Origin of the sequence: Marinomonas posidonica IVIA-Po-181, from assembly GCF_000214215.1 — a bacterium.
Classification (GTDB): Bacteria; Pseudomonadota; Gammaproteobacteria; order Pseudomonadales; family Marinomonadaceae; genus Marinomonas; species Marinomonas posidonica.
Genome location: NC_015559.1, coordinates 2,336,936 through 2,358,195, shown reverse-complemented (window position 1 = coordinate 2,358,195; position 21,260 = coordinate 2,336,936). Strand labels below are relative to the sequence as shown.

Annotated in this window: 19 protein-coding genes; 8 read left to right on the top strand and 11 right to left on the bottom strand. The window is 44.2% G+C overall.

Features of this window, described 5'->3' with window-relative positions:
* Positions 1-60: 60 nt before the first annotated feature.
* Positions 61-1,353, top strand: coding sequence for an enterobactin transporter EntS (gene entS, locus MAR181_RS11025; protein ID WP_013796669.1), 1,293 nt, complete (start codon positions 61-63; stop codon positions 1,351-1,353).
* A 67-nt stretch (positions 1,354-1,420) separates the two neighbouring features.
* Here entS and MAR181_RS11020 read toward each other — a convergent pair whose 3' ends face one another.
* The 6 genes from MAR181_RS11020 to MAR181_RS10995 form a co-directional block, all read right to left on the bottom strand.
* Positions 1,421-2,221 carry an ABC transporter ATP-binding protein gene (locus tag MAR181_RS11020; protein ID WP_013796668.1) on the bottom strand — a complete coding sequence of 267 codons (801 nt, stop codon included), beginning with the start codon at positions 2,219-2,221 and terminating at the stop codon, positions 1,421-1,423.
* A complete protein-coding gene (locus MAR181_RS11015; RefSeq protein WP_013796667.1) occupies positions 2,218-3,207 on the bottom strand; it encodes a FecCD family ABC transporter permease in 990 nt (329 codons plus the stop codon). The genes MAR181_RS11020 and MAR181_RS11015 overlap by 4 nt, the downstream gene beginning before the upstream one ends.
* Positions 3,204-4,199 (bottom strand): Fe(3+)-siderophore ABC transporter permease, encoded by a 996-nt coding sequence (gene fepD, locus MAR181_RS11010; RefSeq protein ID WP_013796666.1) that lies wholly within the window; start codon positions 4,197-4,199, stop codon positions 3,204-3,206. The genes MAR181_RS11015 and fepD overlap by 4 nt, the downstream gene beginning before the upstream one ends.
* Positions 4,189-5,217 (bottom strand): Fe2+-enterobactin ABC transporter substrate-binding protein, encoded by a 1,029-nt coding sequence (gene fepB / locus MAR181_RS11005; protein WP_013796665.1) that lies wholly within the window; start codon positions 5,215-5,217, stop codon positions 4,189-4,191. Before fepB ends, fepD begins: the two co-directional genes overlap by 11 nt.
* Before the next feature lie 93 nt (positions 5,218-5,310).
* Positions 5,311-6,783, bottom strand: coding sequence for a glycosyl hydrolase family 79 N-terminal domain-containing protein (locus MAR181_RS11000; protein WP_013796664.1), 1,473 nt, complete (start codon positions 6,781-6,783; stop codon positions 5,311-5,313).
* An 81-nt stretch (positions 6,784-6,864) separates the two neighbouring features.
* Complete coding sequence (locus MAR181_RS10995; protein WP_041651305.1) at positions 6,865-7,404, bottom strand: hypothetical protein; 540 nt, start codon at positions 7,402-7,404, stop codon at positions 6,865-6,867.
* 140 nt (positions 7,405-7,544) lie between these two features.
* Between MAR181_RS10995 and MAR181_RS10990 the strand changes: the two genes are divergently transcribed.
* Genes MAR181_RS10990 through MAR181_RS10970 form a run of 5 tightly spaced genes read left to right on the top strand, consistent with a single transcriptional unit; the run spans position 7,545 to position 14,175 of the window.
* On the top strand, positions 7,545-8,690 hold the full coding sequence (locus MAR181_RS10990) for a pepsin-like aspartic protease (RefSeq protein WP_013796662.1): 1,146 nt from the start codon (positions 7,545-7,547) through the stop codon (positions 8,688-8,690).
* 37 nt (positions 8,691-8,727) lie between these two features.
* A complete protein-coding gene (locus MAR181_RS10985; protein WP_013796661.1) occupies positions 8,728-9,492 on the top strand; it encodes an avidin/streptavidin family protein in 765 nt (254 codons plus the stop codon).
* Between the two features lie 37 nt (positions 9,493-9,529).
* Positions 9,530-11,869 carry a PAS domain-containing hybrid sensor histidine kinase/response regulator gene (locus tag MAR181_RS10980; protein ID WP_013796660.1) on the top strand — a complete coding sequence of 780 codons (2,340 nt, stop codon included), beginning with the start codon at positions 9,530-9,532 and terminating at the stop codon, positions 11,867-11,869.
* The gene (locus MAR181_RS10975) at positions 11,869-12,804 is read left to right on the top strand and encodes a GGDEF domain-containing protein (RefSeq protein WP_013796659.1); all 936 of its coding nucleotides are present in this window, start codon (positions 11,869-11,871) and stop codon (positions 12,802-12,804) included. The genes MAR181_RS10980 and MAR181_RS10975 overlap by 1 nt, the downstream gene beginning before the upstream one ends.
* Before the next feature lie 45 nt (positions 12,805-12,849).
* Entirely contained in the window at positions 12,850-14,175 is a 1,326-nt protein-coding gene (locus MAR181_RS10970) for a DUF3422 family protein (RefSeq protein ID WP_013796658.1), read from the top strand.
* Positions 14,176-14,418: 243 nt separating this feature from the next.
* Here MAR181_RS10970 and trpA read toward each other — a convergent pair whose 3' ends face one another.
* The 4 genes from trpA to MAR181_RS10950 form a co-directional block, all read right to left on the bottom strand.
* Positions 14,419-15,204: a tryptophan synthase subunit alpha gene (trpA, locus tag MAR181_RS10965; RefSeq protein WP_013796657.1), complete on the bottom strand. Its 786-nt coding sequence runs from the start codon at positions 15,202-15,204 to the stop codon at positions 14,419-14,421.
* Entirely contained in the window at positions 15,201-16,463 is a 1,263-nt protein-coding gene (trpB, locus tag MAR181_RS10960) for a tryptophan synthase subunit beta (protein ID WP_013796656.1), read from the bottom strand. Before trpB ends, trpA begins: the two co-directional genes overlap by 4 nt.
* 273 nt (positions 16,464-16,736) lie before the next feature.
* Entirely contained in the window at positions 16,737-17,159 is a 423-nt protein-coding gene (locus MAR181_RS10955; protein ID WP_013796655.1) for a bactofilin family protein, read from the bottom strand.
* Positions 17,063-18,013 (bottom strand): M23 family metallopeptidase, encoded by a 951-nt coding sequence (locus tag MAR181_RS10950; RefSeq protein WP_013796654.1) that lies wholly within the window; start codon positions 18,011-18,013, stop codon positions 17,063-17,065. The genes MAR181_RS10955 and MAR181_RS10950 overlap by 97 nt, the downstream gene beginning before the upstream one ends.
* A 684-nt stretch (positions 18,014-18,697) precedes the next feature.
* Here MAR181_RS10950 and MAR181_RS10945 point away from each other — a divergent pair.
* Both MAR181_RS10945 and MAR181_RS10940 read left to right on the top strand, forming a co-directional pair.
* Complete coding sequence (locus MAR181_RS10945; RefSeq protein WP_013796653.1) at positions 18,698-19,114, top strand: GFA family protein; 417 nt, start codon at positions 18,698-18,700, stop codon at positions 19,112-19,114.
* 108 nt (positions 19,115-19,222) lie between these two features.
* Positions 19,223-19,786 carry a TetR/AcrR family transcriptional regulator gene (locus MAR181_RS10940; RefSeq protein ID WP_013796652.1) on the top strand — a complete coding sequence of 188 codons (564 nt, stop codon included), beginning with the start codon at positions 19,223-19,225 and terminating at the stop codon, positions 19,784-19,786.
* Positions 19,787-19,866: 80 nt separating this feature from the next.
* On the opposite strand, the gene MAR181_RS10935 is transcribed toward MAR181_RS10940, so the two are convergent.
* Complete coding sequence (locus tag MAR181_RS10935) at positions 19,867-21,111, bottom strand: multidrug effflux MFS transporter (protein ID WP_013796651.1); 1,245 nt, start codon at positions 21,109-21,111, stop codon at positions 19,867-19,869.
* Between the last annotated feature and the right edge of the window lie 149 nt (positions 21,112-21,260).

Here is a 21,260-nt window from a genome sequence, read left to right as displayed (position 1 = left end):
TCTGTAATCGTCAGTGCGCGGCCGTTGTCGCGCCATATTTAATCTATTTAAAGAGTCGTTATGTCAAAATCAAATATCATGTTGGACTTTAGTTTGCTTAAAACCAACGCCAATTTCCGCGCTATTTTCATTGCTCGTTTGATGTCTGTATTGGGCATTGGCATGTTAAATGTTGCGGTGCCAGTGCAAATATACGAATTAACAGGGTCCAGCTTACAAGTCGGTTTTGCCGTGGCGTTAGATGGTATCGGTATGTTTATCGGTCTGATGTTGGGTGGGGTTCTAGCCGATAGAATGGATCGTAAGTGGTTAATCTTGTTCTCTCGTTCTATTTGTGGGTTTGGCTTTGTCTTGCTCGCGGCGAATGCCTATTTGTCTGATCCAAGTCTGTGGGCGGTTTATGCGATTTCTCTTTGGGATGGTTTTTTCAGTGCGATTGGTATGACCGCATTAATGGCGTCGATACCGCATTTGGTAGGACGAGAAAATCTGCCCACTGCAGGCGCACTGAGTATGTTGATTGTGCGTATCGGTTCGGTGATTTCTCCTGCGGTGGCAGGTATTGTGATTGTGTCGTTTGGGGTGACATGGAACTACACGTTAGCGGCCATTGGGACCTTCTGTACCTTGATTACCTTAATTACTTTGCCAAACATGAAGCCACAAAAAGGCGGCCCTCAAGAGCATCCGATTCGCTCCTTGTTGGATGGATTTCAATTTGTGTTCACCCATAAAATTATTCGAGCTGTGGTGGCATTAGGAACATTGGAAGCCGTCACCAAATCCATTCGTATCTTATTTCCTGCTCTGGCGGCAACGGCATTTGGCGGTGGTGCGTTTGAAGTGGGTCTCATGTATGCCGCGGTACCGGTTGGATCGACACTAGGCGCGCTTACTAGTGGTTGGGTTCGGCATGCAAAACGACCGGGGATGGTGATGTTGGTTACCGCATTTTTCTCATTTTTATGTGTTGCCGCATTGGGCTTTATGGGGCATCTAGTATGGATGTTGCTGGCATTGGCGGTGTTCGGCTATCTCGGTTCCATTGGTGGTTTATTGCAATATACGATTGTTCAAGGGCATACCCCAGATCCTATGTTAGGTCGCATCGGTAGTTTCTGGACAGCACAAGATGTGGTTGGCGATTCGGCTGGTGCGCTCGGCATTGGTGTTATTGTTAAAGTGTTATCGCCAGTCATGGGGCTGGTGGCACTAGGTTTAGGCTGTGCGGCGGCCACCCTATTGCTAAGTGCTGGAGTGCGCTCGTTACGAGATACTACATTGATTGATACGAACTTATTTCCTGCAGAAGAGAGCCCAAGTGCGAACTCGGCAAAGGGCGTAACAGCCTAATTAATATTGAATCAAGGTAAACATAGAAATGGTGAGGTTGTGCGACCTCACCATTTTTGTTTACGTATTAAATTTGACGGCCTTTAGGTATGACTAAAGGCGTACCAGAAATAGGGTCCTCTATAATCAGACAAGGTAGGCCAAATACTGATTCAATTAAGCTCTCAGTGACAATCTCACTTGGTTTGCCTGTGGCGACAATTTGGCCGTCCTTCATGGCAATGAGATTATCAGCATAGCGACAGGCGTGGTTCAGATCATGTAATACCGCCACCATGGTATGGCCATTTTTTTGATTGAGATCCTGAAATAAATCCAGCAATTCAATCTGGTGAGCAATGTCTAAGTAAGTTGTCGGTTCGTCTAATAAAAGCACAGGTGTTTGCTGTGCTAAGGCCATGGCTACCCAAACACGTTGTCTCTGTCCACCAGAAAGTTGGTCAACATGATGTTGAGCAAAGTCGGTAATGTGTGTCGCTGCCATGGCCGCATCAACCGCCTTTTGGTCTTCTTCACGCCAGGGCTGGAACCATTTTTGGTGGGGGAAACGACCTCGTGAAACCAAATCCATCACCTTAATGCCATCTGGGGCAATGGCACTTTGCGGCAACAATCCTAACTGTTTGGCGACCGCCTTTGTGGTCTGTTCATGGATGTTGCGTCCGTTTAGTAGTACTTTGCCAGATTCTGGCACCAATAAGCGACTCATGGCGCGCAATAAAGTGGATTTACCACAGCCATTTGGGCCGACAATCACACTGAATTTACCTTGCGGAATCTGTATTGATAAATCTTTTGCAATGATGGTTTGATCGTAGCTAAGGGTGACGGACTCGGCCGCTAATAAAGTGGATGAATTCGGGCTCATAGTCTTCCTTCTCGTACAATTAAATAAACCAAATAGAGGCCGGCTAAACTGATGGTAACGAGACCAACAGGAAGGGTAATGCCTTGCCAAGCGTGTTGCGCTAAGAAGTCTGCAGCCAGTAATAACATGGCACCCACAAGTGCGGATGCCGTGAGTGAAATGGACGCATTATTTTCTAAGCGTCGTGCGATTTGTGGTGCTGCCAGAGAGATAAAGGCAATGGGGCCGGTGATCGCGGTTGCCACAGCGGTGAGTGACACACCGACAAACATAAGTGCCAAACGACTCTTGTTCACGGAAACGCCCAGAGCGGCGGCGGTATCGTCTCCCATTTCCAGTAACTTCATCCGACTGTTCATCGCCAAGGCGATGCACATTAGCAATATCAATAAAATGGCGGCGGGGAGAACTTTAGACCAGGTCATACCATTCAGAGAACCAGCGCTCCAAAGTGCGGCGGTCATGGCTGTTTCAAGAGACACGGATAAGGATAACCATTGGTTGAAAGCGGTTAGAGTGGCACTGATGGCAATGCCAACAATGATCAGACGAAAGCCGGAATGTCCTTCTCGGTAGGCAAACAGATAGACCAAGGTGGCGGCGCCGAGTCCACCCAAAATGGCCCCCAAAACGCTCATCCAATAGAGGTTTCCAAACCAAGCAATAGAGAGTAAGACGCCAGTAAAGGCACCAACATTAAAGCCAGTAATGTCTGGGCTACCTAATGGATTGCGTACTAAGGATTGGAATACCGCACCACTGACACCCAAACCAGCACCAATAATTAAAGCGCCTAAGGCCCGAGAAGCGCGCCATTGCCAAACCACGATAGATTGGTATGGGCTGGCCTCTCCTGTGAGCAATTGCCAGATGCCTGTCATACCTTGAGCGACTTGTTGTCCTGTAAACAGGGTCGCCAATAGGACCACAAGTGTCAATATGAGGGCGACAGGGACGAGAGAAGGTTTGTATTGACGTGTCATCATAATGAAGACGCTCCCTTTCGTCTGACAAGATAGATGAGGATAGGCGCACCAAGAAAGGCTGTGACGATGGACACCCTGAGTTCACCGACGATCAAGACTCGTCCAACAATGTCGGCGAAGAGCAGTAAGCAAGGAGTCAAAATGATACAGAATGGCATGACCCAGCGTTGGTCTGGACCCACCATCCAGCGGGCAATGTGAGGAATCATTAGACTCACAAAGCCAATCGGTCCAGCTGCCGCCGTCGCCGCCCCACACAACAAGGTAATGGCGATTAGGGCGAGGATCTGAGCCCGTGCTGGCTGACTACCCAGTGCCGTGGCGAGTGAATCCCCCAATCCGAACGCATTTAACGCAGGAGTGATCGCCAGAGCAATAAGACAGCCTATTATGACCACAGGCGCAATAAAGAAGGGGACAGCAAGATTACGAATGTCTAAGCTGCCAACCGACCAAAAGCGAATTTGATCAAAGGCGCTAGGATTAAAAAGCGTTAGTGCTGAACTCAAGCCACCAAAAACGGCACCAATTGCCACACCAGCAAGGGTCAGCTTGAGCGGATCCACTCGACCGCCACCTAAACGCCCGACATAATAAACCAGCAGACTAGCAAGCAAAGCCCCGATGGCGGCGTAGAAGAAAAATTCACTGAGTTGTGTCGCGCCAAGAAAGACAATGCTTAGGGCGATGGCCAAGCTGGCGCCTAAATTTACGCCTAAAATACCTGGGTCGGCTAACGGGTTGCGGGTAATGGCTTGAATCAATGCACCAGAGGTGCCTAATGCCATGCCGACAAATAATCCATTCAGGGTTCTAGGTAGCCGACCCTCGTAAATAATAGTTTTAGCAAGCCCAGTTTCATGACCAGATGCAATGTTCCAAAGTTGATGAAGAGGGATGGCTTTGGCACCAAAGCAAAGGCTAGCAAGCATGATAACGCACAAACTAATCAGAGCGATGGCTAACCAAGTGAGTCTTTGTCTAGTGTGCATGCTTGGGTTGTCCAAAAAGCGTTTGTAAACGGTGCAACAGATTGGTGGCACTGTAGTAATCTAACCGAAAAGTGTCATTGCCAACGGCATAAACCTGATGGTTTTTGACCGCTTGAGTGGCTTGTAGGTAAGGGGTGTTAATGAAATCCTGTTCTCTGTCTTTGGCCGCCGCAAAGAGTAAAACGCTTTGACCTGTAATGGCATCTGGAAAGCGTTCCCCAGTGGCAATGATGATGTCATCGCGTTTCCCCATACTGTTGTCGCCTTTGACCGAATCAGGGACCTCGGCGAGTTGAAAGCCTAACTCAGTGAGAAGTTGGCCTTGGGCCGATTCACGAGTCCAGATATTGCCGCCAGTATTGTCTTGGTAATACACCATGCCAGTGGTTGGTTGTGGTGGTAATTGAATCATTTGCTTGGTCTTTTGAACTTCTTGTTCAAACTGAGCAATAACCGATTGGGCTTGTTCTTCTAGCCCCAGAAACTGGCCAAAAATGTTCGCCAATTGCATCCAGCTTTTATCGTCGTAGCCAATAATAAGAGTGGGGGCAATGTCTTTTAATTGCGCATACAGTTTTCGAGCGGAATCACCACCGGTGGCGGAGATAATAATAAGATCCGGTCTGGCTTCAACAATGGCTTCGGCGTTAGCTTCAGTCTGGTACAGAGAGATGAGTTTTCTCTGTTTGGCGACGGTTTCCCATTGGCGCATAAATCCATATTCGCCAGCGACGTCTGTGTTTGCCATGGTGCCACCGGTGGCGATAACAGGCGCATTAATGGCGAGAAGGGTGCCGGTCAGCGTGACGCTGGTGGAAACGATTCGCTTAGGGGGCTGAGTTAATGTCAGTCGACCTTGCTCAGTCTGAATGCTTCGAGGCCAGCCACTGTCAGCTTGAGAGACTTGCCAGAGAGCGAGGTGGGATTCAGAGTCATGATCTTGCTCACAGCCTGTTAAGACAACAAAGCAAATAACAGACAACAGCATACAACGAACCAATCCAGTCATGCCGACCATGATGCACCTCTTCCACTAAGTCAAAGGCGGCATTATAACGAGGTAGATTGAAAGTTTACAGTATTGATAATTGTTTTTATTTGCGTTTGTGATCTATACCGTAAAACACCAAAAATTAATGCTGTAAGGGCTGATCAAGTTGAGCTTTGACAGTTTGGGAAAATCACTGAGCTTCACCTTACCATTGCGGAATTTTGGTCGTATGCCATTGATGCGAATTTTTTTGGCGGTTAGGGAATCCGCTGTGATTTCAAAGCGTTTCTTTTTCAGTCCGAAATGATGGCAATGAATCATGCGAAATTGTGACGTCATATTGATGATGAGGAGTGTGCATTTGTCTGCTTTTTTGGCGTTATGACAATAGACTAAGATAGACGAGTCACTGCTTTGTACCTGATAGACCTCATTGCCCATGAGTTTTTCCCATAGCCAGCTGACCCAGAAATCTGGATTGGGTTTGAGCGTTTGTCGATTAATCAGAGCATAATCTCCCCCAATCAGGCTTTGTCTGATCATCACTTGTTGACCAAGCTTTGCCCCTCGTCCTAGTTGGTCGGCCCACCAAAAAGAGGAAATGAAACGATCAGACAGTTTGGCTTGGCCGCCGCATTGGGCTGAGCCACTTTCACCTGTCCACACTTGCGCTTGAGGCTGATATTGGCGGCGATATTCATCCAGTTTTAACGCGTACTTTTCAAAGGTATTCAGTGCATTTATTGACAACAAGTTGCGAGGAGTGGCAGCACGGGTTTTGACCGGTGAACGACTGCTTTGGAACGGGTAATAGTGCCAGTCGACTATGTCCAATGGTTCCGTTAAGTTCTCTAAAAATGGCACGGTGATATTACTGAAGGGTTTAACGGCTTCGCCTATCCTAGGCCAAAAAGCGCTGCCCGGTCCTGCAACCAAACTGGTTGGGCTGTGTTGTCTAATGCAGCGAATGAATTGGTCATAATCCTTCGCCAGTTTTTTGGCACTGGGCTGAGCGGTGATGCCATGAAAGGCCCAGTAAGCATTGAGTTCGTTTCCCAATTCACAGATGGCTATGTTTTGGTTGTTTTGTTGGCTGTAGGTGAGTAGATCGATGACTTCGTTTGCTTGCCATTGACCTTGTAGGCGACGTTCAAACAGGCCATATTTAAAGGTAAACATGAGCCATAGATCATTGCGTTGGCAAAAGTCATGTAGCTGGTGCCAGATGGCTTGGGTTAATGGCAGTGCGTCTTGGTCGTGGGCATTGTGGCTAGTGAAATAGTGGAGTTTATCCGCTTCTGATCCGCCTACGCGGACATAGGAAGGTCCAAGAGATTGGACGAGCTTGTCGAGTTTCTCTTGTTGTAAATCCAGTGGGGGTGTTTTTTCTGTGCCTAAGCCTTGTTGAGTGCCCTTGCTGCCTTCCCACCAAAATCCACCCGCTAGCACGGATATATCAATTGAAAAGGATAAGTATCGAGAGCTGATGCAATGCATTGGTGTCGGAGAAGTCAGACTGACTGACACATGTTTGTTGAGCCGCTTGGGGTTTGCTTGACGGCCTATTGAGCGGTTTAAGTTGATGGCAAGCAAGGCTTTGTCCCGATCTTTGGTTGTTTATAGACTGCCGGATAAATATGACAGTTTCGTGATCAGGTCAGACTTGCCGTGTTATCAGAATGTGCAAGTGAGTGTTTGTTTTAACATCTCGCTATGACAGACAGCTGAATAGGCTTCTGGGTTTTGAATAAAAGCATAGTGCTGATTTGAGCTACGACAGCGCATTTGGAAGCGAGCGCGTTTTTGTTCATAGTCATCGCGAATCAGCTCATAGGAATAAAGACTAAGGGTTTCTTCTTCATCTATTAAGGCTTGATTTGTTTCTCGGATAAGTTGGCTAAGTTGTTGATGTTGATCCCGTATATTATGGCAGTATGGGGTGTTTTTCTCAGCTTGTTGGCATTCTTCTATACTGGTGTCGAGCTTGTTTTGTCGTTCTTCATAGAGATTAACTTGCTGCTTGAGAGTTTTACTGGCTTGCTGTGCCTGTTGGAGGTTCTGCTGACGCTGATTGGCTTGAATGGCAATCTGATTTAGGTGTTGCTCTTCGATTAAACAGCCTTTGCCAAACTCGATAAGTGGGTTACCAAAGGCGTGAGTTGGTAACACGACAACCACCACTGCGCTTATTAACTTCCATTTTACTGACCACATAGTTTCATTCTTTATCTTTGCTTGTTGAGTACGTTGGAGTGTTTTTTGATTCAGTGCATGGCTTCCAAATTGGCTTTGGCTTAACCACCAAACTGAGTATACACTCAGATTCATCAAATGGATAAAAGGATGAATTTGATATGTTTAAGGATAAAAAAACCGGATTTTCTGTGCCACTATTTCGTGGACCCTTTCAAAATAATGGCGCCTCACCTTGGTTTGCCCGAGTGGCTCTTGGTACGCCTGCTCAGCCGCTGAAAATGTGCTTTGATACCGGCAGTGACTTCAATTGGGTGACGTCAAGTTTGTGCGGCAGTGACACTTGTCACCATTATGGTGGTGAACAATTTAATCTTAATGCATCACGGACTTTTGAATGGTTAAGTCAGCAGTCGCAAGCCGTCAGTTTTGGGCCATGGGGAACTATGGAAGCAGAGACAGGGCAAGATGTGGTTAGGTTGCAACCTTTGTCATCTGGGGCTGAGATTGAACTTATGACCGATCTCTATTTGGCTCAATCCTATGATGGTCGACACTTTGCTGAACTTGATTGGGATGGGGGGATTGGTTTGCCAAGCCTGTCCACTTCTTCAACAAAATCCACGACAGAACAAGTGGCATCATTTCATTTTTTTGAAGACCTCATCCAACAGGGGAAAGTGGACCCGCATTCACCTTTTGTTGGCTTTTTGACAGACACGTCAGAACAACTAGGGCGATTGGAGTTTGGTTTGCTCAATCAAGTCTATCGTGACAGTCGGGAATATTTGTTTTTGCCTTGGCAGGAATATCAAGCGAACTACCTATGGACGACGCCATTATTATCTCTCTCGATGGGAGGTAAACACTTGTTAGATGCAAATGATGGATTCTTTTTTGCTTTGGATTCCGGCTCCTCTCAGTTTAAGGGAGATGAAAATCTGATGAACTCCTTATTGTCGTTGGCAATGAATAAAGCCACTTTGTCTATCCAAATCGGCACAACAGATACCGGTATGCCAGGTGAAATAACCGTGGATGCGACACTTTATGATGTTCTCATTGAAGCAGGGCAAGACAAGGGGCAAGTGATTAGCCAATTTGAGCCAATGGAGGGGGCTGATGACATCGCCTTAGTTGGTTCCATCATCATGGATCATCTCTATACCCTTTATCAATATAAAGCTGAATGGGTGGATCAAGTCTGGACATTAAAACCTCTTGGGATGTGGATTTTTAACAAACCGGATGGCCCGAAAATCATTACCAGTCGACAACGCAATAGGGCAAGTCTTTTTGATACATAGGTTTATGCAGAATGTTTTTATGAATAAGGAGTAGGGTATGACTTTCATCCTAAATGGTGTTTGGAAAAACGAGTACGGCTCTAGTATGACCTTAGAGGTGAGTGACGCTGGGCAAATTGTTGGTGAATACCAATCGACAACTGGCGCATCCGGCACTTATTTGCTGGTTGGGCATTGTCGTCCACACAATCCGGATCAGCAACTGGGTCAGCCTTTAGTCTTGTCTATTTTCTGGCGTCCAATTGATTCTTCAGCTGAGGATGATGGCGTTCATTGGGTGTCTACTTACTGCGGGCAATTAAACAGTAATGGGGAAATGACGGTGATTAATACATTGCTGACAACGACGTCTTATCAAGCTTTTGAACCTGGTGATTACATTGATAATTTGGTTTTTAAGAAGTCCGCCAGCACTCCTGCTTTAGTGAATCTAACTCCATGGCAAGAAAAATCTGAACAGAATGGTAATCCAATTAATGGCGTTTGGTCGTCAGATGATATGGCAATCCAGTTGGCGCTGGCGGTGCAGAATACAACTTATGGTGTATTGGCAGGGGAATTATCGTATCAAGGTGAAAAAATTCAGGTAATTGGCTTCACTGACACCTATGCTAATAACAATATATTACAAAGTCTAAGCCTAAGTGGATATATGCTGACGACATTACAACCCATTTCGTTAGTTGGCCGGATGAATTTGACAGAAGATCGTTTGCTGTTATCTCGATGGTTAGCTAATGGGACAGATGCCGATAATGCCTATTTTCAAGCGAACTCAATGAACTGGCAATTAGTAAAGTAATCAATTGATTGACGTGATCTACTGTGAGGGATAACACATGCAGTTGAGCCATACCTATGATAAATATGAGCACGATCAAACTATCTTAGATTGTTTTCGACAACTTTGGCGATATTCAGCAGACTTGATGTTCATCATGTCGGTTGAAGAAGGTGGTGAGTTTGCCCTTTATGATAACAATCCCGCTTCTAAAAAAGTCATGGGGCTGGAACAAGAGTCAATCGTTCATCGATTAAATTTGCGAGAGCAGTTTGGTGATGAAATGGCTGAGCAAGTGTATGACACTTATCATGAAGTCATCTCGGCAGGTAAGCCCATTTCGGTTGAGCAAAACGGTGTGCGAGGCGATGGCTCTAAAATTTATTTTGATACGCTTTTTGTGCCTATTTATGACGCTTTAGGCGATCCCATTTTCGTGTGTGGTGTGAGCCGTGATATCACCAAAATCAAAGACGCTGAAAAAGTAGCACTTCAGGCCAATGAAAAACTGACGGAATACAGTCTAGCGTTGGAGTCAGTCAATCATGATCTAGATAGGAAAGTTCGGGAACGAACAGCGGAGTTTGAACGTGCTAAATTGATTGCAGAAGAGGCTTTAGAGGCCAAATCCTCCTTTGTCGCGCGAATGAGCCACGAAATTCGTACCCCTATTAATGCCGTCATAGGGCTAAGTTATTTATGCCTTAAAACACCCTTGAATGAAGAGCAAACCGATTCCGTCTCGAAAATATTATCGGCTGGTGAGTCCTTGTTGAGCATCGTCAATGATGTGTTGGATTTTTCGAAAGCCGAAGCGGGAAAAATGACCCTTGAAGAAAGTCCATTTCATATTGCCAGTCTGTTAGAGCATGCTATTAATCTTAATGTAGTTCAGGCAGAGGCAAAGCAAATTAGCCTACGTAGTGATGTGTCGCCCTATATCCCTTCAAGCCTATTGGGCGATCCGTTAAAAATCCAGCAATTACTGGTGAACTTGATTACCAATGCAGTGAAGTTTACTGAGCGTGGTGGTATTACGGTTCGCCTTTCTTCCTCTCCCATTTCAGAACAAGAAATTCTGTTAACCGGTGAGGTTATTGATACTGGAATTGGTATTTCAATAAAAGATCAAGCGCGGTTATTTCAGTCTTTTCAGCAAGCAGACGACAGTGACACTAGAGTATTTGGTGGAACAGGACTGGGGCTGGCCATTTGCCAGCAGATCTGCCAGTTAATGAATGGTTCGATAAAGGTTGAAAGTGACTTAGGTAAAGGGGCCACGTTTCGTTTCAATATACCCTTGAAAATATATCAGGAAACGTCTGAGAAATCGAAATCATCAGCCAAAGTGAATGTGGCGATTCCAAATTGTCAGGCTTGTAAAATACTTTTGGTGGAAGATAACCTAATTAATCAAAAGGTCATGCTAGGTTATTTAAATGAAACGAACGCTCGTGTGATCATCGCCAATAATGGACAAGAAGCGCTCGACAAAGTATTGAATGAAGATTTTGATTTGATCTTTATGGATATTCAAATGCCTGTGATGGACGGATTAACGGCCACACAAAAACTGAGAGCATTGGATGTTAGTAAAAACATTCCTATTTTTGCCATGACGGCACATGTCTCCGATGATGCAAAACGTAAATCGGCTCAGGCTGGTATGAATGGGCACCTAGATAAGCCTATTGATAAGAGCGAGTTATACAAAATTTTACAAATTCAATCGCAAAAGATTTTGCAAGGTAACTCCTTAGTTTGTGGGGGAAAACTAATATCTGAAGCGTTTTCTTATAATCAAGAAGTATTGTCTAACATTTCCGCTATCGATACATTAGACGTCTGGCAAGCAATTGAAAAACTGGATGGTAAATCAGAACTTTATCTTGATTTGCTTATGTCATTTTATGATAAGTATCAGGGTTTTTCATTTAATGGTGTGTCTCAACATGACACGTTACTCATTATACATTCACTTAAATCCAGTTTGGCTTATATCGGTGCTTTTCGACTTTCTGCTTATTGTGCTGAGTTAGAAAAGAATACGGTGACTAAGCAAGTTTCTTTTCAACAGCTGGAAAAAATTGAATTTTGTATTAATGAGTTGATAACCGCATTAAACGAAAAGCTATCGCCACTTTTTAAGAATGGAGAACTGAAAGTGACCGTCGATCATCAGCAAATAGTGATCGATAAACTTGAACACATTCATGGCTTATTAAAACAGTCCGATTTCTCAGTGGAAGATCATTTGCAAGATGCCCAGCAAATGTTAGTAGGAACCAAATACGCTTTAACAATTGAAAATATACTTTATTCTGTTTCAAGCATTGAATTTGAGTATGCTGCCGTTCAAGTGGCGGAACTCATGTTTGATTTGCAAGGTGATAAATAATGACAATGGCCAGTCGACAACGTGTTTTAGTCATTGATGACGAAAAAATAAATTTAAAAGTTATCAGCGATATTTTGAGAGAAGATGTAGACGTTATTCTTGCGATTAATGGTGAACAAGGCGTTCGTAAAGCCGTTGAATTGCAACCAGATCTTATTTTACTGGATGTGTTAATGCCTAATATGGATGGCTATGAAACCATGACCCACTTATGTCATGATGTCAGAACAAGTGCTATTCCAGTGATTTTCATTACCGCTCTGAATGATTCGAGCCATGAAGAAAGAGCGCTCTTGATGGGGGCTTGTGATTACATACAAAAACCTCTGTACACCAATATTGTTCAGGCTAGAGTGCGCTTGCATTTACAGCTGACTAAGCAAAGAAAGATGTTGGAAGAGTTAGCCCACATTGATCCGTTAACCTCCCTTGCGAATCGTCGCAAGTATGAAGACGTTATTTCATCCGAATGGCAGTCTGCAATAGAACATCAAGAATGCTTGTCTTTGTTAGTTATTGATATTGATAACTTTAAACATTACAACGACTGTTATGGTCATGCCACAGGGGACAAGGTGCTTAAACAAGTCGCTTCTGTGTTGGCCAGTCAGGTTAACCCAGGTGAAGGGCTAGTGGCTCGTTATGGCGGTGAAGAGTTCACTATGCTACTGCCGCGCTTTTCTCAGCATGAAGCAACTAAGGTGGCTCACCAATGCATGTCGGAGATAGAGCATCTTAACCTTTGTTACCATCATGGTGGCCAAACAGGTCAGGTTACTGTGAGTGTGGGTGGTGCTACTTGTTATCCGCAAAGCTCGCATTTGCTCAGTGAATTTTTTGATCGTGCCGATAATAAGCTTGTACAGGCAAAAAATACGGGAAAGAACAAGATATTATGGGATGTGTCTGATAAGTTAGACGTCCCCGTGAAGTGATAGACTTCGTTACATTTGCCACGATTGAATGATTAATTAGTCAAAATGAATTTGAATAATACCGGTCAGTTACAGGGTTTAGATGTACATCCATTGCGTGCATCTCTCTATGATGAGTTGCACTCTCGACCTTTCCAGGTGATCTCTAGCCCAGCTCGCATCAGTTATTTGGCCATTATGCTCGACAGTCAGCAAAAGCTGACTGAGTTTGAGCATTTTCGCTTATTGCACCAAATTTTTGATCTCACACCGCCTCAGTATGATAGTGCTTGCATCGAAGTGGATTTCGGTCCTTTCAAGATTCGACGAGATAAGCATCTAGAATTTACCTCTTACATGATTAGTGCCCATCAGGTAACAGAAGACTTTGGTGTGTTCGATCAGGATGCTTTATCTGGTTTACCGGACGCTTGGTTATCCGAGTTGCCAGGTGAGGTGATGGCGGCGTTTCATCTGGCGGTTGAAGATGCAAGGACACAGGCTGAACCAGATTTGGCGGAAGTAAAAAGCCATTTTGAAGGCATGCGGTTGGTTGGAAGTCGACCACAAAATGGTGATGTGCAAGTATGGACCAGTTTCAAATTGCACAGTGACGGCTGTGGGCGTTTTCTTGTTTACAATAAAAAGATGAGTGACAGCCAACTTGGGCGGCTAGTGCAGAGATTGGTGGAGATTGAAACGTACCGTTTGATGGCTTTATTAGCCTTGCCGATGGCTCGTCAATACAATGCTGAATTGGTCAATATGGACAATCAATTAGCACAAACAACGGCGACACTTTCGGACATTGAGGGTAATTTGGATGAATCAAGCTTGTTGTCTGAGTTGATCACTATGGCGGCATGGGTTGAAGCAACACGAGCTAAGGTTGCTTTTCGTTTTAGTGCCTCAAAAGCCTACCATGATCTGGTGTTGATTCGTCTTGAAGAATTAAAAGAAGATGAGGTATCTGGCCACTTAACCATTACCGAGTTTATGACTCGTCGTCTTACTCCCGCAATACGCACTTGTATTACAGCAAGTGATCATTTGGAAAGTTTATCAACCCGTATTGATCGTGTCTCGGATATGATGCGTACACGTGTTGATATGTCGATCCAGTCTCAAAACCAAGAATTGCTTTCTTCAATGGACCGACGATCGAAGATACAGCTGGCGATGCAGCATACAGTGGAAGGTTTGTCTGTGGCCGCCATTAGTTATTACAGTGTGGGCTTGCTGAAGTTTTTGATTGAAGCTGTATATGAGAAAGGCTTGGAGTTTGATAAAAGTCTAGTGATTGGTTTATCGGTACCGTTCGTGGTAGGTGGTGTTTGGTTGGCGACTCGTAAGATCCATAAGCGCTTTTTACGTTTAGCCAAAGAGAAATGATTTTTAAATTGATTGTCTCTGAGCCATCACGGTTCATCCTTTTGTAAATCTAGATTAACAGTGTCGCTGGCTTTGATTTATTTGGAGTAGGGGGAGATGACTTGGCTATTTTTTCGACTGTCATCATGAAGCTGGCCAGAGAGTTTGATAATACCCTTAATGCCATCCATATATGTTTTATATATGGATGGCATTAAGGGTGAGGTTTTTCAAAAGAGGCGATGGGAATGCCTAACAGGTGAATTAATGAAACAGTTCATTGATCAATTCGATGCCAGCCTTTTGACCACCTTGGTTGTAGGCATCGAGAAGCGCTGAACCTAAGATGGCAATGTCCGCCTTACCTATGAGTTGCTCTATCTGGGCGCGTTTGCGTAAGCCAAAACCAACCCCAATTGGTGCACTGGCATGTTGTTTTATTTGAGCTAAATAATCGTCTAAAGAGGCCTCTTTGGCCTTGTCTTCATGGCTTGAATTGCCCGTTACCCCTGATCTTGCGACACAATATAAGAAGCCACTGGCTTGACTAGCCAGCATGGCAAGTCGATCTGCTGGTGTTACAGGCGTCACTAACCAAACCGGATCAATATGATATTGATGACAGGCTTGTTGATATTGCTTGGCCGACTCAATTGGTAAGTCTGGTAAAATGAGACCTAGAATCTTCTCTTCTGAGGCGCGTTTGGCGAGTTTTTCTAAGCCGAAACGATACATAGGATTTAGGTAGCTCATGAGGACAATACGGCTTTCTGGAAAATCCCGCGACAGTTCCCCCAGTTGTGATAAACAGGTGTCAACGTCCAATGTTTGTTCAAGTGCTTTGTGGCACGCTGCGACAATACTTGGACCGTCCGCAACCGGATCTGAAAAAGGAAATTGAACTTCAATAAAATCAACGCCTTCCTCTAATAATCTTCTCATCCAAGACAGGCTTTCTGTAATGCTTGGGTAGCCATACACCACATGAGTCATGGCTAAAATGGGTTTGTTGATGAGTTTTTGCTGGGTGAATTCGGCTAATTGGCTCATCTGTTTTGCTCCTTGTTATCAGCGTTATGGGAGGGATAAGACGCAAGGTAATCGTTCAAAAACTCAGGAAAGGTTTCATCTTCTACGGCTTTAGCAACATTGAAAATATCTTTGTCGCCGCGGCCTGATAAGTTAATGACAATCTTCGAATCTTTCGGTAAATTCGGCGCGTCTTTGAAAGCGCCTGCGAGGGCGTGAGAGGATTCTAGCGCCGGAATAATGCCTTCCTTTTTCAACAACAGAGTGCAAGCCGCAATGACATCATCATCCATGGCGTAGGTCATTTTCACACGACCGGTTTCGGCCAAATGCGCGATAATAGGTGATACTCCCACATAATCTAAACCCGCTGCGATAGAGTGTGTTTCTTGCAGTTGGCCGGCGTTATCTTGTAAGAACATGGTTGCAAAACCTTGAGCGATACCAGGTTGACCAAGGTTATGAGATAAGCGAATCGAGTGTTCTCCTAGTGCTAAGCCTTTTCCTCCAGCCTCAACGCCAATCATTTCCACTTCTTGATCGTTAAGAAAAGGTAGGAACAAACCGCAAGCATTGGATCCACCACCAACACAAGCGTAAAGGCGGTCTGGGAACTGCTCGAATTGGGCGATGCTTTGCTCACGGACTTCATTGCCTATGACAGACTGGAAAAAAGCCACCATTTCAGGGAAGGGGGCACAACCACAGGATGTACCGATCAGATAATGGCTATCTTCATGGCTGGAAGACCAATCTCTTAATGCTTCGTCTAAGGCATCACGAAGCGTTTGTGCCCCAGTGGAGACAGGCACCACCTCCGCACCAAGCTGTTTCATCCAAAATACATTTGGATACTGACGCTCGATGTCTTTAGCGCCCATATAAATAGTACATTCTAATCCCAAACGTGCCGCAACGAGTGCCGTTGCAATGCCATGCTGACCAGCACCTGTTTCAGCAATGACACGCTTTTTCCCCATGCGCTTAACCAGTAAGCCTTGGCCGATGACGTTATTCATCTTGTGCGCGCCACTGTGATTTAAATCTTCACGTTTTAGATAGATTTGTGCACCACCAAAATGTTCGGTGAGATTGGCACAAAACGTAAGTGGGGTGGGGCGGCCTGAGAATTGTTGCCACTGCTTATTCAATTCCGCTAAGAAGCTTTCATCCTGCTTGGCTTCTTCAAAAGCGGTTAAAATCTGTTGCTGACTGGCAAACAGAATTTCTGGAATGTAGCTGCCGCCATATTGGCCGTAGAAACCATTCTCGCTTTGCATGGCTTGCTCCTATTAATTTATTAACTAAACGGTATGGTTAATAAATTAATTCATGCGAAGACTTAGGTCAAGTGACTTGAGTTAATTAATCGTTTTTTTTTGGCGGAATACAATGAATGTGAGGGGGGGATTTAAATCATGGAATAGCGTTAATGGTTTTGAAACAGGAACTTAACTTAGTGGCAAAGAAAATGAGTAGAAAAAATTGAAGGAAGAAGAAAAGCCAAAATTCGCAAGGGATTTGGCTTTACAATCTTTTTAAAGGGGGCTGTATCAGATGGCGTCGCTGCTAATCAAGGTAACCTTTTCATCAAGGTCCAATGCTTCTTGTTGAGCAATGTTTTTTTCTGAAGGATTGGTGATCCCAGTAAATTTACCACCAGGTTCAATGCTTAAATTGTCACTATAGACGGTGCCACTAACACGTCCACAGCTTAAAATCTCGATGTAGTTAGCATAGCAGATACCTTCAAAGTGGCCGTTTATAATCAGTTTTTCAGTATTGATTTCACCTAACACCTTACCCGATTCGCTAATTTTTATTTGCTTAACGGCATCAATTTGCCCTTCAACGTGACCATCGATTTGTAACTGAGTTGCTACTTGGATGTGTCCATTAATAGAGCAACCTTCTGCGATGAGAGTTGTAGCTGACGACTGACTCTTAACTGTACTTGACCCACCAAAGATTCCCATCCTATACCTCTTACACTTTCAAAAATTGTATCGAAATTGTCTACATTCCAGCTTATAAAGGGCTTCGGGTTCAGTGCTCGGCCGACAAATCTAACTTCATAATGAAGATGGGGACCAGAGGATAAACCACTGTTTCCTGAATAGGCGATCAAATCCCCTTTTTTAACAAAGTCCCCGCGTTTAACGGCAAACTTGCTTAAATGAGAGTAGGAACTTGAAAAACCATAAGCATGAAATAGTCTTAAATAGTTACCAGAACCTTTTTTGCTTGGACGAATAACTTCGACCGCACCATCCGCTGGAGCATAGATCGGCGTACCTGTATTGACGGCGAAATCTTGTCCGCGATGGAACTTCATAATCCCTGTAACAGGGTGTTTCCGCTTGCCATAACCTGATGATGTTCGAGCGTTAATGACAGGCGGGCCACTGGGTATTTGCGTTAACATCATGACACGCATTGATGTGGTTATAGTAGCTGTATCTAAACGGGATTCCAACTCTGTACCATTTTGGTCACTCATACCAAGTACATTTTCTAAATCATTAAGCCTGTCTGAAACAAGTTGCATGCGCTCTTCACGCTCTGATAAATCGTGCTCAAGAGTGGATTTTAACGCCGTTAAGGCGGTGAGCTCTCGATTGACCGATGAATATTTTGTTTCTAATTCTTTTTGTTTAAGTTTCGCAAATTCGGCTTCATGGACGAGGTAATAAATGATGATGGCAGTGACGATAACGCCAACAAACAGCATGTAACTCACCACTTTCATGGTGTGTCGAAACTTCTTTCCAAAGCTAAAATGCTTACTTCCATGAATAGAAGATACTGATATCGTTACATTATCTTTCATTGCTTACTTGTATCCCAACTACATGACTGCTAAACCGAAAGAAGACTTGAATAGAAATCACACGATTTACAATACATTGCTAATCTTTGTGTACAGCTTCCTTGTTTTAGGCAGTTTTCATTCCTAAAGTACCTTTTCTTTCTTACATAAATGTTTCATTTTGTAAGCAAGATTTTTGATTGTAACAACTCGAAGCCGAGTCGGATAGTGTTTGTGGTTATAATTGTCGACCTTAAGTCGAAGCCTTACGACAATTTAATAGGGCAATAATGATGTGACTAATCATTTGCTTTAACTTGGTACCTTTAAGTCATATTGTTCTTTTAAACGCGCTGAACGGGGCGGGGCGGTTAATGGCATTAAAGAGAGAGTTTGATATTAAAGAAAGCGTTTGGTGGTGTAAGCCATTCATAAATGGCTTAATTTTTTCGTCTTTCCTGTCGGGTGCTAATACATGCTATTTGGTTTTTTCATATCTGGATGACTAACTTTAATATCGCCAGCTTATAGCATCTTATGACTTAGGTTGTTGTCTATTAAGGGGTATTTATTACTTTTAATTTGCCTAAGGCAAGGGTTATTCTATCGTTTGTACTGTAACAAGTGATGGTTAAATCGTTGAGTGACATCTGGTTTTTACAAACTCAGTGTTATTTATAAGATGTGGTTTAAAAGGAGTGACTAATGAGCGATGCAAATTATCCCATTCGTGGTGCTTGCCAGTGTGGTGGTGTCCAATATCAGTTGTTGTCAGCACCTAAAATGGTAGTAGCGTGTCACTGTAAAGAGTGTCAAAAGCTTTCTACAAGTGCGTTTAGTATTACCGCCGTGATAGATAAAGAGCAATTGGTGATTGAGGGTGAGTTGGCGGATTGGCAGCGAGGCTCTGACAGTGGCAATGTTGCCGCCGCCAAATTTTGTGTGACTTGTGGCAACCGAATATACCATTTTGATCCGGCCAAACCGGATTTGATTAAGTTAAAACCCAGTACGTTAGATGACACATCAATCATCCAGCCAACGGCTCATGTTTGGGTATCGGAAAAACAGGATTGGTTTGAAATCCCAGAGGGCGTGGCTGTTTTTCAAGGGCAGCCGTAGTGTTTTGATTTTCAGATGATTTTCTTAGGTGAGGACATTGTAGGCGGCTTATTAGCATCAATCAGTTAGAATGGTGGGTAAGTCGCTTTAATTAAGGTTAGAAGAAACATGGCTAGGGGAAGACCCAGTAAAAAAACACATATTGTGTCAGCGGCTTGTGAGTTGTTTACCAGGCAGGGCTATCAAGGCACGAGTATTGATCAAGTGGTGAATGCCGCCGCCGTTTCTAAACCAACGGTTTACAGTAATTTTCCAACTAAGTTGGTGTTGTGGGAGCAGGTATTAGAAAGCTTATCTGTGAGCGCTGAGCAAAAACTATCGGAAACCTTCGTTGTGTGTCAGCAATCAGAGTCGAAGCATGCTCTGACAGCTTGGTTGACACTTTGGAATACGTGGGTTTCGAAATCTGAGTGGTTAGCGGTATATCGTATTTTTATCGGCGAGCAGCATAAAATGTCGGCCACATCGATGAAACTTTTTGCGCAATTTGAAGCGCGGCTTGAAAATGTGCTGCTGTGCTGGAAAGACTTTTATCAAGTGTCGGATGAGGTATATCAACTGTTGGATGCCGTCACTCGGCGATCTTTGCTCTTACCGGCGTTGCTAAAACAGCCTGCTATCTCGCAAGCAGATTTGTTGTCAGAGTTGCAGCCCATTATTGGACGACGCTAGAGTAAGAAAACATAAAAAAGCTCGCTACGATTGCATAGTGATCGTGCGAGCTTTTTTATGAGTGATGTTTTTGCCAAGCGCTAGGCGGAGACGTTTCCGACTTCCGCTAGGTCTTCGAGACGGCCTTTTTCTGCCCAGATCATGATGACGATGGCGAGCGACCCCATGATCACAAAGCCACCCGAAATCGGAATCAAGGTATTGTCATACAATTGACCTATCACGGTGCCAATCGACATGGACATGATAGAAGAGACCGAACCAATGATGGCCGACGCGATACCGGCGACGTGTCCCATCGGTTCCATGGCCAGCGCATTGACGTTGCCAAACAGCAAGCCAAAGCAGAAAAACAAGACGCTTGCATAGAGCATAAACATCCACAGGGTGATTTCAGCAAAAGAATGTAAGGTTAAGAAAATCGCAGAAGCAACCACCACCAAGCAAATGGCGCGAAACGCAATATGACGGGCCCCAAATCTTTCCACTACTCTAGAGTTGATTAAAGATGATACGCCCAGAACTAAGGCCAATAAGCCAAAGTAGACTGAAAACATATTGCCTGTTTCGAATTGCACCTGAAAGATTTGCTGGGAAGAGTTCAAATAGCCAATAAAGCTACCAAAAAATAGCCCCATGCAAATCGTATAGCTTGCCGTGATTCGGTTGGTGACGACTTCTTTAAAACCGTCATAAAATCCTTTTGTCGAAAAGGCAATACGATTTTCTTTGGGTAAGGTTTCTTTTAAACGGAAGAAGATCCACAGCATCAAAATGATAGCGTAGACCAGATACAGCTCGAAAATACCACGCCAGTCAGAGATCAGCATAATGCCTTGACCTAGTGTCGGTGCAATGGCCGGCACCAGTACAAATATCATCATCACCAAGGACATGATGCGTGCCATTTGCGCGCCATGAAATAAATCTCGTACAAGTGAAATGGCTGAGATATAAGGCCCTGCAACCCCTAGGCCTTGTATAAAACGTCCAATCATTAGCATTTCTAGATTGTTCGCCTGATAGCAAATCAGGGTACCAATTAGGTAAAGAGTAAAGCCTGAAAATAAGATCGGACGTCGGCCTAGCGCATCTGAAAGCGGGCCACAAATGAGTTGTCCCAATGCCATCCCTAAAAATAGCATGCTGATCAGAAGCTGTGGCTGGTTAGCCGTTACGGCACCAAGGTCATTACCGATAATGCCCAAAGCCGGTAAGAGTGCATCAATTGAGATGGCAACGATTGACATAAGAAGGGCGACCAGAATAGTGAATTCCTTTGCCTGCATGCCGGATGCCTGAGTATTGTTATGGGCGTTTTCCATATAGATTCCATAAGAATGATTTAAACTTGAGAACTCACCAGAAATGAATTCAGATAATTTAATATTATACTTAGGATTTATGAAGTTCAGTTTGCGTTTATGTGTATAAAATAAGGAAGTGGACAATCGCTTAATGCCGTATCAAGGGG